Source organism: Bradyrhizobium sp. USDA 4506, from assembly GCF_054058795.1.
Window position 1 is genome coordinate 1239102 of record NZ_JBSSBM010000002.1, and the last position, 13744, is coordinate 1252845.

At 60.6% G+C, this 13744-nt stretch carries 9 protein-coding genes; 6 read left to right on the forward strand and 3 right to left on the reverse strand.

What is annotated here, in order from left to right:
- Positions 1-98: 98 nt before the first annotated feature.
- The 6 genes from ACVIHF_RS08070 to ACVIHF_RS08095 all read left to right on the forward strand — a co-directional run bounded on the left by ACVIHF_RS08070 (position 99) and on the right by ACVIHF_RS08095 (position 10918).
- Positions 99-2333 (forward strand): peptidase domain-containing ABC transporter, encoded by a 2235-nt coding sequence (locus tag ACVIHF_RS08070; RefSeq protein WP_057020230.1) that lies wholly within the window; start codon positions 99-101, stop codon positions 2331-2333.
- A complete protein-coding gene (locus ACVIHF_RS08075; protein WP_076833256.1) occupies positions 2323-3669 on the forward strand; it encodes an HlyD family type I secretion periplasmic adaptor subunit in 1347 nt (448 codons plus the stop codon). Before ACVIHF_RS08070 ends, ACVIHF_RS08075 begins: the two co-directional genes overlap by 11 nt.
- Positions 3666-5702 carry a tetratricopeptide repeat protein gene (locus ACVIHF_RS08080; protein ID WP_253609494.1) on the forward strand — a complete coding sequence of 679 codons (2037 nt, stop codon included), beginning with the start codon at positions 3666-3668 and terminating at the stop codon, positions 5700-5702. The genes ACVIHF_RS08075 and ACVIHF_RS08080 overlap by 4 nt, the downstream gene beginning before the upstream one ends.
- 328 nt (positions 5703-6030) lie before the next feature.
- Complete coding sequence (locus ACVIHF_RS08085) at positions 6031-8235, forward strand: glycosyltransferase WbsX family protein (RefSeq protein WP_168856485.1); 2205 nt, start codon at positions 6031-6033, stop codon at positions 8233-8235.
- An 11-nt stretch (positions 8236-8246) separates the two neighbouring features.
- Entirely contained in the window at positions 8247-9170 is a 924-nt protein-coding gene (locus ACVIHF_RS08090) for a glycosyltransferase family 2 protein (protein WP_168856486.1), read from the forward strand.
- A gap of 503 nt (positions 9171-9673) precedes the next feature.
- The gene (locus tag ACVIHF_RS08095; protein WP_253610061.1) at positions 9674-10918 is read left to right on the forward strand and encodes a glycosyltransferase family 92 protein; all 1245 of its coding nucleotides are present in this window, start codon (positions 9674-9676) and stop codon (positions 10916-10918) included.
- Positions 10919-11034: 116 nt separating this feature from the next.
- On the opposite strand, the gene ACVIHF_RS08100 is transcribed toward ACVIHF_RS08095, so the two are convergent.
- From ACVIHF_RS08100 to rfbA, 3 genes are all read right to left on the reverse strand, one after another.
- Complete coding sequence (locus ACVIHF_RS08100; RefSeq protein ID WP_225161215.1) at positions 11035-11601, reverse strand: hypothetical protein; 567 nt, start codon at positions 11599-11601, stop codon at positions 11035-11037.
- Between the two features lie 165 nt (positions 11602-11766).
- Positions 11767-12834, reverse strand: coding sequence for a dTDP-glucose 4,6-dehydratase (rfbB, locus tag ACVIHF_RS08105; protein ID WP_057020236.1), 1068 nt, complete (start codon positions 12832-12834; stop codon positions 11767-11769).
- Entirely contained in the window at positions 12824-13735 is a 912-nt protein-coding gene (gene rfbA, locus ACVIHF_RS08110; RefSeq protein WP_018270712.1) for a glucose-1-phosphate thymidylyltransferase RfbA, read from the reverse strand. The genes rfbB and rfbA overlap by 11 nt, the downstream gene beginning before the upstream one ends.
- Between the last annotated feature and the right edge of the window lie 9 nt (positions 13736-13744).

Sequence of the window (13744 nt, forward strand, 5' to 3'; positions counted from 1 at the left end):
TCGGGTGACGCGCTGAAAATGCTGCGTTAGCGAACTAACAGTGATACGTTATATCTCGCTGGGACCGGACCTTGCGCAGTCGAAACTTCGAGGCATCCATGACCAAACACCTCTCGCTCGTCGGCGCACCTTCGGTGGAGGCGCTGCCACCTTCGGGCCTCGCTTGTCTCGTCATCGTGGCAAGGCAGCATGGCTTGCATCTGACCCCGTCCCAGCTGATCCACGACAACCTCCTGGGCGATCAGGAAGTCACGCTGGCCGAGCTTTTGAAGTGTGCGAATTCCTCGGGCATGACGGCAAAGGCCGTCACGCTGGACTGGAAGGGTCTGAGCCATCTCAAGAGGGCGCTGCCGGCCATCGTTCGGCTGCGCGACGGCAGCCACATGGTGCTGCTGCGCCTCGAAGGCGACGAGAACAGCTCCCGGGTGGTCCTGCAGGATCCGAACGCGAGCGAGGACGCGCTGCTCGTCATCGATCAGCCGCGCTTTGAGGACATCTGGTCGGGCGACGTCGTCATGGCCAAGCGCGACTATGAGATTTCCGACGAGACGCAGCCGTTCAGCTTCGGCTTTGTCACCGCATTGTTGTTCCGCGAACGGCGCATCCTGCGCGACGTCGCGATTGCGGCGCTGATCCTGGGCTTCATGGGCCTGGCACCGATCATGTTCTGGCGGCTGCTCTCGGACAAGGTTATCTTCTACAAGGCCTACAACACGTTCTATGTGCTGTGTACTGCGATGCTCGTGGTCATCGTGTTCGAGGCGGCATTCTCGTTCCTGCGGCAGTATCTGGTTCAGCGTTTGACGGCACGCCTCGACGTCAAACTGTCGACCTACGTGTTCGAGAAGGTGCTCAATCTGCCGATCGACTACTTCGAGCAGAATCCCGTCGGCCTGATTTCCCGGGATATCCGCGAAGTATTTCGAATTCGCGGCTTTCTGACCGGGCAGTTGTTCGGGACCATTCTCGATTCGACGACGCTGTTCTTCTTCCTGCCCGTCATGTTCTTCTTCAGCCCGCTCATGACGCTGATGGTTCTTGCCTTTGCTGCGATGATCGTGACCTGGCTGATCGTGATGCTGCCCGCCTATCGGAAGAAGTCCTCGGCAACCCTGGCGGCCGAAGGGGCACAGGGAGCGTTTCTGATCCAGAGCCTGAACGGCATGCGGACCATCAAATCGCTGGCGCTCGATGCGCGCCAGCGCCACATGTGGGACGTGCTGGTGGCGCGCGTCGCCAAGGCGCGGCTTGCGGAAGGCATGACCGGAACCGCCATCCAGACGCTGGTGAAGCCGTTGGAGCGGCTGGCGGTGAGTGCTCCCTATGCGTTCGGCGTCTACATGGCCGTGTCGAGTGGCGATCCGGTCTATGTTGGCGCGCTGTTTGCCTTTCTGATGCTGTCGCAGCGCGTTGCCGGCCCCCTGATGCAGATGGCCCAGCTCATCAACCAATATGACGAGGCGCGCACCGCGGTCACGATCGTCGGCAGGCTGGTGAATCAGCCGGCCGAGGAGGGACGCTCCGGCCATGGTGTGAGGGTCCCGCTGAAGGGGCTGGTCGAATTCTCCGGCGTCACGTTCAAGTACAAGGGCGCGGTGTCGCCGGCGCTCAACAATATTTCCTTCGAGATTCCGCTCGGTACGACGCTGGGCGTGATGGGCAAGAGCGGCTCGGGCAAGACCACGATCACGCGGCTATTGCAACGCCTGCACTCCGACTATGGCGGACTGATCAAGGTCGACGGTATCGATGTCCGCGAATACGACGTCGACCATCTCCGGCGCAACGTCGGCGTCGTGCTGCAGGAGAACTTCCTGTTCAGCGGCACGATCCGCGAGAATATTGCGGCCGCAAAGCCCGATGCGACCTTCGATGACATCGTCAGGGCGGCGCGATTGGCCGGTGCCGAGGAATTCATCGACAAGCTGCCGCGAGGCTATGAGACCTATATCTACGAGGGATCCACGAATCTTTCCGGAGGCCAGCGCCAGCGCCTCGCGATCGCGCGAGCGCTGATCGTCAATCCGCCGATTCTGATCCTGGACGAAGCGACCAGCGCGCTCGATGCGGAGAGCGAGACGATCGTGAACGCGAATATTTCGCGGATTGCCCATGGCCGCACGCTGATCATCATCTCGCACCGTCTGTCGTCGCTGACGAAGGCCGACGCGATCCTCGTTCTCAACCGCGGCGTCGTCGACGATATCGGTCGTCATGAGGAACTTCTTGAACGGAACGACATCTACAGCTCGCTCTGGTACCAGCAGAACACTCACCTTGCGCCGGCGGGCCGCAATGAAAAGAACTTCAGGAGTCCGACCCTTGTCTCCTAATCAAGCTTCGCTCGCGACCGTTCGCCAGTTCCAGTCCGAGACCGATGCGATCCGCGAGGCCGCCGAGCCGTTGCTGGCCCGCGCAACGCTGTTCGTCCTGGTGGGGTTCCTCGCCGCCGTCGTGGCGATCATGTGCTTCACGCGCGTCGATCGCGTGATCACGAGCGTGGGCGGCAAGATCGTTCCCGTCGATCAGATCAACGTCCTGCAGGCTTTGGACGCGTCCATCATCAAGACGATCGATGTTCGGGAAGGTCAGCAGGTTGAGACGGGACAATTGCTCGCGACTCTGGACTCGACGTTCACGGCGGCCGATGTCACGCAGTACAAGCTGCAGGTTGCGAGCCTTGAGGCGCAGGTCGCCCGGGACGAGGCCGAATTGTCCGGAAAGCCGTTGTCGTACGGCCAATCCAACGATCCTGATGTCACCAGGTACAACTCCTTGCAAAAGGCGCTCTACGACCAGCGCGTCGCGCAGTACCACGCACAGGTGAACAGCTACGATTCCAAGATCAGCCAAACCGAAGCGACGATCCAGAAGTCGAAGAAGGACGACGAGCGGTACAGTCAGCGTGCCGAGATCGCCGGCAAGATCGAGGACATGCGCTCGACGCTCGCCGAAAGCGGCAGCGGGTCCAAGCTGAACCTGTATCTGTCGCAGGACACGCGCCTGGAGCTGCTGCGTCAGATCGACAACACGCACAACACTTTGCTGGAAGCGCAGCACCAGCTGGATTCCTTGAAGGCGGATCGCAACGCCTTCACCGAGCAGTGGAACGCGCAGCTGAGCCAGGATCTGGTCACGACGCGCAACAACCTTGATACGGCCCGCTCACAGTATGACAAGGCGATCAAGCATCAGGACCTCGTGCGGTGGACGGCTGCCGAGCCATCGGTCGTCTTGACCCTCGCCAAGCTCTCGGTCGGGTCCGTGCTGAAGCCGGGTGATCCCTTCATCACGCTGATGCCGCTCAAGACGCGGCTCGAGGCGGAGATCCAGATCCTGTCTCGCGACGTCGGCTTCGTCCGGCCCAACGACCCCTGCACGATGAAGGTCGATGCGTTCAACGCGGCGGAGCACGGTACGGCCGAAGGCAAGATTCGCTGGATCAGCGAAGGCGCCTTCACGAACGACGATGATGGAAAGCCTGTCGACGCCTTCTATAAGGCGAGGTGTTCGGTCGACCAGACCAACTTCAAGGATGTTCCGAAGACCTTCCGCCTCATCCCCGGCATGACGCTGCAGGGTGATGTCAATGTCGGCACCCGCTCGGTGGCGATGTATCTGCTCGGCGGCATGCTGCGCAGCGCAAAAGAAGCAATGCGCGAGCCATGACGGTATCGACGCGTTCCCTTCTCGACTTGCTGCGCCCCGGCTCGTCCCGTTCAGACTCGAAGCCGTTTGAACGGGGGCTGGAGGCGTACGAGAACCAGCAATATCTCGAGGCGTTGCGGTTTTGGCGGCTCGCCTCGCAAGCCGGCGATCCGGAGGCGGATTACCGGATCGGGCTGCTCTATGCGCGGAACGAGGGCGTTATCGGCAGCCTTCCGGATGCGGTCGCGTGGTACGAACGCGCCGCCCTGAAGGGACATACCGAAGCCCAATTCCAGCTTGGCTTGATCTACTTCAACGGCGTCAACGCCACGGTTGGACCGAACAGGCCAGAGATGTGGCGGCAATCCACTGCGGCGCGTCTGGGCGACAAGGCGGTCAACCTCCACGATCTGGTTTTCCCGAACGGAATCGGCGTGCCCAGGGATATCGACGCCGCGTTCCTCTGGTTATCGGTGGCGGCGGAGGCCGGCAAAGCGGAGGCGCAAGCGATCCTTGGCGATATGTACGCCAACGGGCAAGGCTGCACGAAAGATCACGCTGCCGCCCTGCGCTGGTACGAGGCCGCGGCCGAGCAGAAGGCGGCGGCCGGTGAGTTCGCGCTTGGCGATGTGTATTATCAGGGGCGGGGCGTTCCCGTCGATTTCGCGGAGGCCGCGATCTGGTATCACAAGGCCGCGGAACAGGGACATGTTCGCGCACAGGTTGCGCTGGCTTTCATGTGCCTCAAGGGTACCGGGCTCCCCGAAAATGTCGAAGAGGCCGCACGGCTGTTCCAGAGCGCCGCTGCGCATGACGATACGATCGCGCTCTACAACATTGCGCTGTTGCGGTTGAGCGGCAAAGGGGCTGTCAAGGATCTCGACAGGGCCGAGACCGCATTGCGCAAGGCGGCGCGGAAGGACTTCCTGCCGGCGATCCAGGCGCTCGCTGAGTTCTATGCGCTCGGGACTGCCGCCGAGCCGGATCTGCGCGAGGCTGCGTATTGGTACGAGAAGGCGGCCGAGCGCGGCGATACGCAGGCGCAGTTCCTGACCGGACGCTTCTATGCCACCGGCACCGGCGTTCCGCCCAGCATTCGCCAGGCTGCGAAATGGTTCGAGCGTGCGGCGGAGGGCGGCCATGCCACGGCGGCCCACAACATTGCGGTGTTCTATCTCAATGGCAGGGGCGTGGCGCGCGATGTCGCCACTGCGATCAAGTGGTTCGAGCGCGCGTCCGAGGGAGGCATTAGCGCCGCAGGCGTGCAGCTCGGCCGGCTCTACTCGGCGGGCAACGGCGTGCCGCGCGATCAAGCGCGTGCGGCGGAGTGGCTCAGCAAGGCGGCCGACGGCGGCGATGCCGATGCGAAGACGGCCTATGCGATGTTTCTTATCCAGGATGAACCGTCCGCGGAGCGTCTTGCGCAAGCACGTGCGCTGCTGACCGACGCTGCCGAGGCGGGCCATCCGGCTGCGGCATTTCAGCTGGGCGGGCTTCACATGGGAAGATCCGGCGGCGCCATCGACCTTCCAGCCGCAGCCCAATGGTTCAAACGTGCGGCAAGCGCCGGTCACGTCGAAGCCCAGCACACTTTGGCGCTACTGTATTCCGATCCCAAGAGCGGCCTCAAGGATCCGCAGGCCGCCGCCGGCTGGATCGTCAAGGCCGCGGACGGCGGCAACGCTGCGGCGCAGTTCAAGCTTGCGGTGATGTATTGCACCGGACAAGGCGTCGAGCAGGACCTCGCCAACGGCGTCACGTGGTACGAGGCGGCGGCGCGCCAGGGCCATACGACGGCGCAATACAACCTTGCCGTGATGCTGGGCCGGGGACAGGGCCGCGATGCCGATCCGGCGAAGGCGGCCGAATGGTTCGAGGCCGCTGCGAAGCAGGGCATGATCGAAGCCCAACTCGCAATTGGCGATGCGCTGCGCGCCGGCAACGGCGTCGCACAGGATCGCGATCAGGCGCTGTACTGGTATCGACAAGCGGCACAGCAGAACAACGAAGGCGCGCGACGTCGTCTGCAGGCAATGGGCGAGAGCGTTGGCTGAGATTGTTGGAGGCGGAATCGCGTCGCGCGCAGGCAACGGCAGAGATGATGGACAGCTTTGTTTTTGAGCGCGAAGGCACGGAAGCGGGCAAGTCCGCGTGACAATCTAGGCAGAACTAACAATGGTTTTCACATCGACGACAGAGAGATTGCGCTAATGTTGCGTTCGCGGAAGAAATGTTCATTGTACCTCTGGTTGTGTGATCGATAAGGATCAAGAGGTCACGATCCGGGCATGTCAGGCAGCGTGATCTCGGGATCGAACTTCCGCGCGACCGGGAAAGAGAAACTGGACCCGGCGCTGAGCGTTGGCAGGAGATTGAGTGGCAATGAACAAGATGGTCGAACGGAGCGTCAGGGATACAAAGGATATGTTGCCCGTTGCCAGTCCGGTTCAGCAGGACGACCATCCGCAGAGCCTGTTCCTGGATCCCGACGTAGGCGATCTCCAGTCAGGATCGCGTCTGCGCGGCGCGATACTGGAGTATTCGGGGCGTGGGATTTCGGGTTGGATTGTCGATGCCCAGTCGCCCGCTTCAACCGTTTCGATCGCACTTTTTGTCGGTTCCCACTGTGTCGAGGAGGGACGGACAGGCCGATCTATGCCGGCCCGCGTAGGTCCGCGGAGCGTGATCGGACGTCCCGGATTTCGTATCGATCTATCCGCGCCGGGAGTGCGCCGTCGCTTGGCGCGCGCCCTGAGAAACGCGCTTGTGGAGCCTAAGCGTGCGCAGATCTATCTGCGTATCAGCCTGAATGATGGCGAGTACTACGAAATACCCCTGTTCGAGAACTATACGCCAGGCGAATTGATCGTCGCGCTGGGGTTCTCGACCGCGGACTACGACGACCTGTTGTTTCCGAGCAACAACAGGATCGTTGCTGGACTGGCGGACGCGCCTCCCAAGGAGGTGCGCTACATTTGCTTCTACCTCCCGCAATTCCATTCATTTGATGAAAATGACAGGTGGTGGGGGCCAGGGTTTACCGAGTGGACCAACGTCGCGCGCATGCGTGCCCAGTTTCCGGCACACGAGTCCCCATGGTTGCCGGCCGATCTTGGATTCTATGACGTCCGGCTGCCGGAAACGCGTCGTCAGCAGGGCGAGCTGGCGCGCCAGTACGGCATCGATGGATTTTGCTACTACGTCTATTGGTTCCAGGGCCGAAGGTTATTGGAAAAGCCGCTTCAGCTGCTGCTCGAGGACGGCGAGCCGAACCTGCCTTTCTGCATTTGCTGGGCAAACGAGAATTGGTCTCGTCGGTGGGACGGCTCGGACGCTGAGCTTCTGTTGGGACAAAACCACTCCCTGGACGACGATGTCCGCTTTATCGACGACATGGCCGACCTGCTGCTCGATGAGCGCTACATAACTGTCGACGGTCGAAAGGTCATCGTCATCTACAGGCCGTCATTGTTGCCGGACAAGCAGCGCTTGTTCGAGATTTGGCGCGAGCGAGCCAGAGAACTCGGAATCGGCGAGCTTCTCATTTGCAATGCGATGACGTTCGGAGAGTTCGATCCGCGCGACGTCAATTGCGACGCGGCAATCGAGTTTCCTCCGCACACGGTCTCGACAAGGGAGGTGCCGCCGACCGAAGTCGATGCACCGCCGACCTTCGCTGGAAAGGTGTACGACTATGTCGACGCCATGCGATCGTCGATCGGCAAGATCTACGACTTTCCGTTCTTTCCTGCGGTGATGCCGCGTTGGGACAATACGCCTCGCAAGGGGCCGCGCGGTCACGTCTTTACCAGGTCCAGTCCGGAAGCGTTTGAGGTTTGGCTTCGCGATGCAACCCTGCGTGCCAAGGGCAACAGCTTTTCCGAATCATTGGTGTTTATCAATTCCTGGAACGAGTGGGCGGAAGGTGCGCATCTCGAGCCGGATTCGCGCCATGGACGGGCGTTTCTCGAGGTCGTGCGAAGGGTCGCTTCGGCTGAGCCCATTTCGGCCCAGATTCGAAATAGCCCGGATTTGCTGGATTGCCTGAGTAGGCAGGAGCTTGAGTGGGCGGTAAAAGAAGCCTCGACGCATGTCGAAGTGCTCGCAAGCCTGCACCGGTCGGGCCTCACCCATTCGGGGGTGCAGCGCGTAAGAAGCGGCACGCCAGTGGAGGCAGAAGGCGCGTCCGGTAATCCGGCAGGTTCGTTGCTGGTGATCGAGAACATCAATTCTCAAACCGGCGAACGGGTGATTGTCGATCCGCGCTATGAGATATTGGTGCGGGGATGGATTTGCGCGGGCAACGCCTTTGAGGCCAGCCGACAGAGAACGGGATTCCTGGTCCTGTCGGGGCTTACTCCGGATGGCGCAGCAAACGGCGGCTATTGCCTGATCGTAGATTGGCACGAGCGCGTGGACGTGAAGGAGTATATGAAGGCCGAGAGCAAGGACTGCTATTTCGGTTTCCAGCTGTCCTTCTCGATTCGAGATTTGCCGGATGGTGAATATCAACTTGCGGTTCTGGAGGTCGGCGACGGGACTAGTGCACTCGTGCGGTCTCGCCACTCGATCATCGTGAGACGTTGAGGTCGCCACCGATGCTCGCAAGTGTTGTCATCGCGTGCTACAAGCATGAGCAGTATCTTGAGGAATGCCTTGAGACTGTCTATCAACAGACGTTTGCCGACATCGAGCTCGTCATCGTAGACGACAATTCGCCGGACAAGAGTTTTGAAGTCGCGCAGAGGGTCCTCAAGAAGAGGTCGTTCGGAAAGCGCTTTGTTTCCTGCAAGCTGCTCAAGAACCCTCAAAATCTTGGCGCCCACTACACCTGGAACAGGGCATTATCGCTGACGAACGGCGACATGATTTTCCTTTTGAATTCGGACGATGCCTTTTCCAAGGATCGGGTTCGGCTGTTCGCGGATAAGCATGCCAATGATCGGCTGTTCTTCGGCTTCTCGGCGGTTGAGCCAATCGACGAACATGGAAAGTCGATCAGCAACTTCCAGTTTCCAACGCGCCTGCGCTATGCGATCGATCGGGCCCAGATCGCAGGTGCGCCGTTGTCATGGACATTTCTGGATTCTCAGATCGCGGCATCGACCGGAAACTTTGTCTTCAGCCGTGAACTGCTGCGGCAGGTGGGTTGGCTTGCCGATCTCAAATACTGCCATGACTGGGACTTTGCGTTGCGCGCGGTAACCAAGGTCGAGCCGACCTATCTCGAAACCGACCGCTATCTGTACCGACTTCATTCAACCAACAGTTTCCGAAGTCTGAGCAAGGTGGCAGAGAGCGAGACAAAGGCTTGCATGATGTCGTATTGCCTGAATGCAATCGCGTCACGGCCTCAGAACAAGACCTGCCTCAGTCCGTCGAATTTCGGCGATTCATTCTATGACTTCGTGAAGCTGCACCCGAACTTCAACTATTGGGTGAAGCAGATCTACGCGCCCTATCATGTAGAACACCGGACGGTGGAGTCGAACGATCGGACCCGGCCGGTTCGCTGGCGCTGATCGAGCAATGCAAGGCTAGTCTTGTCCGTTCCGACACAATCGGAACGGGGCCTTGATTGGGATGGAGACCGAGCGATTGCTTCGTCGCTTCGTCGGCTGGGAGCCTGGCGTCCGATCGAATTGCGCCGACGAGAGGTCTGGAGCGTGCCGCAGCCGCCGCAGGGTGCTGGAACTCAAAAAGCTGAACGCGCCGGGCGGGAGGCTTGCGGATAACGATGTCAAAAGCATCGTTCTTGTAAGCCCGAACGACTGGCGGACTGCTTCATTCCCGTCGTCCATCGGCGATCTCCGATCGTTCCGGTCCGGTGACGCGGTTTTCGTGCAAATGACGTCGAGCCCCTTGCTCTATTGTATTGATTTTCCTCGAAATAACCTTACAAGAGTTAATTGTGAGCACTGCGTGTTATAGCCTTATTCTTGTAGGATATGTGCGCTAATAGGGAATTCGTGGTGCGAACCAATGTTAATAGCTTGTTGATCTCGTGGAGCGGCTCAGGTTGGACATGGAAATTCCAGCATTGTCTAGTTTCAGCTCAGGCGTGAATCTCGATACGCTTCCAGCAAGTGAGATCGAGACAAGGCTTAGAGATTTCTTTTCCGGGCGGATCGCAAATCCGAAGCCCGACGAGCTGATCCAATCGGTCAAGCAGTTGGAGCAGCAATTCGGTGATTACAAGGAATTCCAGTTTGCAAAGGCGGCGGCGCTTGTGCAGGCATGCGATTTCGCCGGAGCGCGTGGAATCCTTCTCGACCTCGTCAAGCAGATGCCATCCGACTCGCGGGTGTTGCATCGCCTGGCAATCGCGGCCCTCAATATGGGGTCCGCCCATGAAGCGCAGGATGTCTATCTTGCCGCGCTCATTGCGGCCCCGAAAAGTGAAAATCTGCGGCGAGAGTTTGCCGGCCTCCTGCGCGTGATGGAGGCCAAGAAGCTCTACGCCGGGGTCGATCGCAAGAAGCACGGCTTGGCGGTGGTGTGCGCCATCAAGAACGAAGGCGACGATCTGCTGGAATGGCTACACTTCCACAAACTGGTCGGCGTTGATCACTTCTACCTCTACGACAACGGCAGCACTGATGATACTCGTGCCGTGATCGAGTCCTTCCCGTGGCCCGAAATGATCACCTATCATTTCGTGGAAGGGGAATTCGGCCAGATGCGCGCGTTCTCGCATGCGATCGACAGCTACCGCAATTGTGCCGAATGGTGCGCCTTCATCGATGCCGATGAGTATCTGTTTCCGACGCAGGCCGGCAACATCAAGGACGTCTTGACCGAGCTCGGGCCGGCGCCGGCGGTGGCGGTGCATTGGTTGAACTTCGGGTCGAACGGTCACGACGCGAGGCCGGCCGGTCTGTGCATCGAATCTTTCACGCGTCGTGCTCCGGACGATTTCCCGGATCATTTCATCATGAAGTCAATCGTGCGGCCTGACACCATCGTGTCCTATCTGCATCCCCATCAATCGCTTGTCTTGGGTTGCTACGTTCACGAGGACGGCACGCCTGTCTTCCCGATCGGCGGGCGCTGCACTGCTCCGAAGCGGAACAAGCTCGTGATCAATCACTACTACACGAAGTCGCGGCAGCAATTGCTGAAGAAGCGTGAGCGGGGCAGGCCGCTCGGCGATGGAGATCCTGAAAAGATCCGCGCAATGGAATTCTTCACGTTGCGCGATCGCAACGATGTCGAAGACGCCACGATCCAGAGGTTTCTTCCGGAGCTGAAGAAACTGATTCAGGGCTGAATTCAAGGGAACAGCGATGTCCTCGCTGGAGGAGGGCGCGCCAGGCGGCGCGCCCGATCGTGTGCTTGAAGTGATTCTTGATCGCCGCGATCGGCTACTCTGGCCGCAGCGATCGGCTACAGCGGTTCCAGCCGGTATTTCGCAAGCAACTGCTGTGCGGCGACGAGATCAATCTCTGCCGGCCTTTGGAAGATCGACATGTTGTTGGCGCGCGCGATTTCGCGAGCGACCGTCCGCACCGAATGGTAGTGGGGACGATTCTCGAAGTCGTGAATTGCGATGAAGGCTCCCGGTGCGGCGTGAAGCACGCACTGTACGAAGCAAGCCACGCGAAACCGGCCGTCAACGAAATACAGGTCGGCGGTCTTGCTTTCCGGACGCTCCCAGACACGTTCGTGATACTCGGGCCACGAGCGCTCCTTGTCCTTTTCCACGGGATAACCCCACTCGCGCAGCTTGCCGATATCGACGTGCAGCAGCAAAGGCTTGGTGCTCGCGTCGCCCGTGGCGTCGGCAACGTTGGCGAGCCATTCCGCGGAGGAATCAATGGAAATGACCCACTCCTTCTTGGTTTGACAGGCCAGCCAAGTGCTTCCTCCCGAGCCAAATTCCAGATACCGCGTCGAGAGGTCCACGAAACTTTTGAACAGTGTCAGTTCCTGACCGTCCATTGCGATGTTCATGACGGGATTCCGTGGTTTCTCGAGTTGTTGTCTGGCGGGTGGCTGCCAATCCACCGTCGGAAGGCGGTCGCGGCTTTTCAAGCAGCGATGATATCTGGTTGAGTCGTCATCGCGCTTCTCGACGTCCTGTTGGCCATCCACGCCGGTGATTGGAAAGATCGGCGACTACTGGTTCAAGCCGACGCGCTCCACCTTGTAGCCGCCCTCCAGGATGGCGCGCCACCAGGGTTGCTCGTCGACATACCAGCGCACGGTCTTGGCGATGCCGGTCTCGAAATTCTCCTCGGCGCGCCAGCCGAGCTCGGTTTCGAGCTTGGTGGCGTCGATGGCATAGCGGCGGTCGTGGCCGGGCCGGTCGGCGACGAAATTGATCAGCTGGCGGCGCGGGCCTGCCGCGGCCGGCACGACCTCGTCGAGCAGGTCGCAGATGCTCTCGACCACGTGCAGGTTGGTGCGCTCGTTGCGGCCGCCGACATTGTAGGTCTCGCCGACCTCGCCGCGCTCCAGCACCAGCGTCAGCGCCTTGGCGTGATCCTCGACGAACAGCCAGTCGCGGATGTTCTTGCCGTCGCCATAGACCGGCAGTGGCTCGCCGGCGAGCCCCTTGATGATCATGTGCGGGATCAGCTTTTCGGGGAAGTGATAGGGGCCGTAATTGTTGGAGCAGTTGGTCACCAGGGTCGGCAGCTCGTAGGTCTCGCGCCAGGCCCGCACCAGGTGATCGGACGATGCCTTGCTGGCCGAATAGGGCGAGTTCGGCGCATATGCCGTGGTCTCGGTGAACAGCCCTTCGTCGCCGAGCGAACCGAACACCTCGTCGGTCGAGATATGCAGGAAGCGGAACCGGTCGCGCTTCTCGGGCGAGAGCGAACGCCAGTGGCGCAGCGTCTCCTGCAGGATCGTGAAGGTGCCGACGATGTTGGTCTGGATGAATTCGCCGGGGCCGTCGATCGAGCGGTCGACATGGCTTTCCGCGGCAAGGTTCATCACAGCATCGGGCTGATATTTCTCGAACAGCCGGCGCAGGTTCTGCGCCTCGCAGATGCAGGCCTTCTCGAAGGTGTAATTCAGGCTTTCGGCGGCACGGGGCAGCGAGGCCAGGTTTGCCGCATAGGTCAGCTTGTCGATGTTGACGACGCGGGCGTGGGTGTCGCGCAGCAGGTGGCGGACCACGGCGGAGCCGATGAAGCCGGCGCCGCCGGTGACGAAGATCGTCGATCCCTTAAACCGCATGTTTGAATACCTCCGCCGCGCGCGGCTCGCCGTGGAATGAGCGGTAGACCGACAGCAGGTACTCGCCGTAGCTGCTCTTGGCGGTCTTCTGTGCGACCCTCGCGAACGCCTCGAGCGAGATGTAGCCCTGGCGCAGCGCGATCTCCTCGGGGCAGGCGATGCGCAGGCCCTGGCGCTGCTCCAGGATCTGGACGAAATGGCTGGCCTCGACCAGCGAGGAATGGGTGCCGGTGTCGAGCCAGGCAAAGCCGCGGCCGAGCACCTCGACATAGAGGTCGCCGCGTTCGAGATAGGCCTTGTTGACGTCGGTGATCTCGATCTCGCCGCGCGGGGATGGCCTGATGCCGGCCGCGATGTCGACCACATCATTGTCGTAGAAGTAGAGGCCGGTGACCGCGACGTTGGATTTCGGCCGCTTCGGCTTCTCCTCGATCGAGAGCGCCCGGCCGGTGCCGTCCAGCTCGATCACGCCGTACTGTTCAGGCGCGTTCACGACATAGCCGAACACGGTGGCGCCTTTCTTGCGGATCGAGGCGGACGACAGCATGCTCGGCAGGCCGTGGCCATAGAAAATGTTATCCCCTAACACAAGGGCAACGGAGTCATCACCGATGAAGTCGCGTCCGACGATGAAGGCGTCGGCAAGACCCCGCGGGGTCTCCTGCGTGGCATAGGCGAACCGGACACCCATCTCGCTGCCATCGCCAAGCAAGCGCTGGAACAGCGGCTTGTCCTGCGGCGTGGAAATGATCAGGATATCGCGGATTCCGCCCAGCATCAGCGTCGACAGCGGATAGTAGATCATCGGCTTGTCGAACACGGGCAGCAGTTGCTTGGAGACGACTGTCGTCACCGGATAGAGGCGCGAGCCGGTGCCACCGGCAAGGATAATGCCTTTCATGGTCCCTCA

Excerpts from the sequence above, each read along its gene's own strand:
- ACVIHF_RS08070 (WP_057020230.1), top strand. The coding sequence starts at position 99 with ATGACCAAACACCTCTCGCTCGTCGGCGCACCTTCGGTGGAGGCGCTG.
- ACVIHF_RS08080 (WP_253609494.1), top strand. The coding sequence starts at position 3,666 with ATGACGGTATCGACGCGTTCCCTTCTCGACTTGCTGCGCCCCGGCTCG.
- ACVIHF_RS08085 (WP_168856485.1), top strand. The coding sequence starts at position 6,031 with ATGAACAAGATGGTCGAACGGAGCGTCAGGGATACAAAGGATATGTTG.
- ACVIHF_RS08090 (WP_168856486.1), top strand. The coding sequence starts at position 8,247 with ATGCTCGCAAGTGTTGTCATCGCGTGCTACAAGCATGAGCAGTATCTT.
- ACVIHF_RS08095 (WP_253610061.1), top strand. The coding sequence starts at position 9,674 with ATGGAAATTCCAGCATTGTCTAGTTTCAGCTCAGGCGTGAATCTCGAT.
- ACVIHF_RS08100 (WP_225161215.1), bottom strand. The coding sequence starts at position 11,601 with ATGAACATCGCAATGGACGGTCAGGAACTGACACTGTTCAAAAGTTTC.
- rfbB (WP_057020236.1), bottom strand. The coding sequence starts at position 12,834 with ATGCGGTTTAAGGGATCGACGATCTTCGTCACCGGCGGCGCCGGCTTC.
- rfbA (WP_018270712.1), bottom strand. The coding sequence starts at position 13,735 with ATGAAAGGCATTATCCTTGCCGGTGGCACCGGCTCGCGCCTCTATCCG.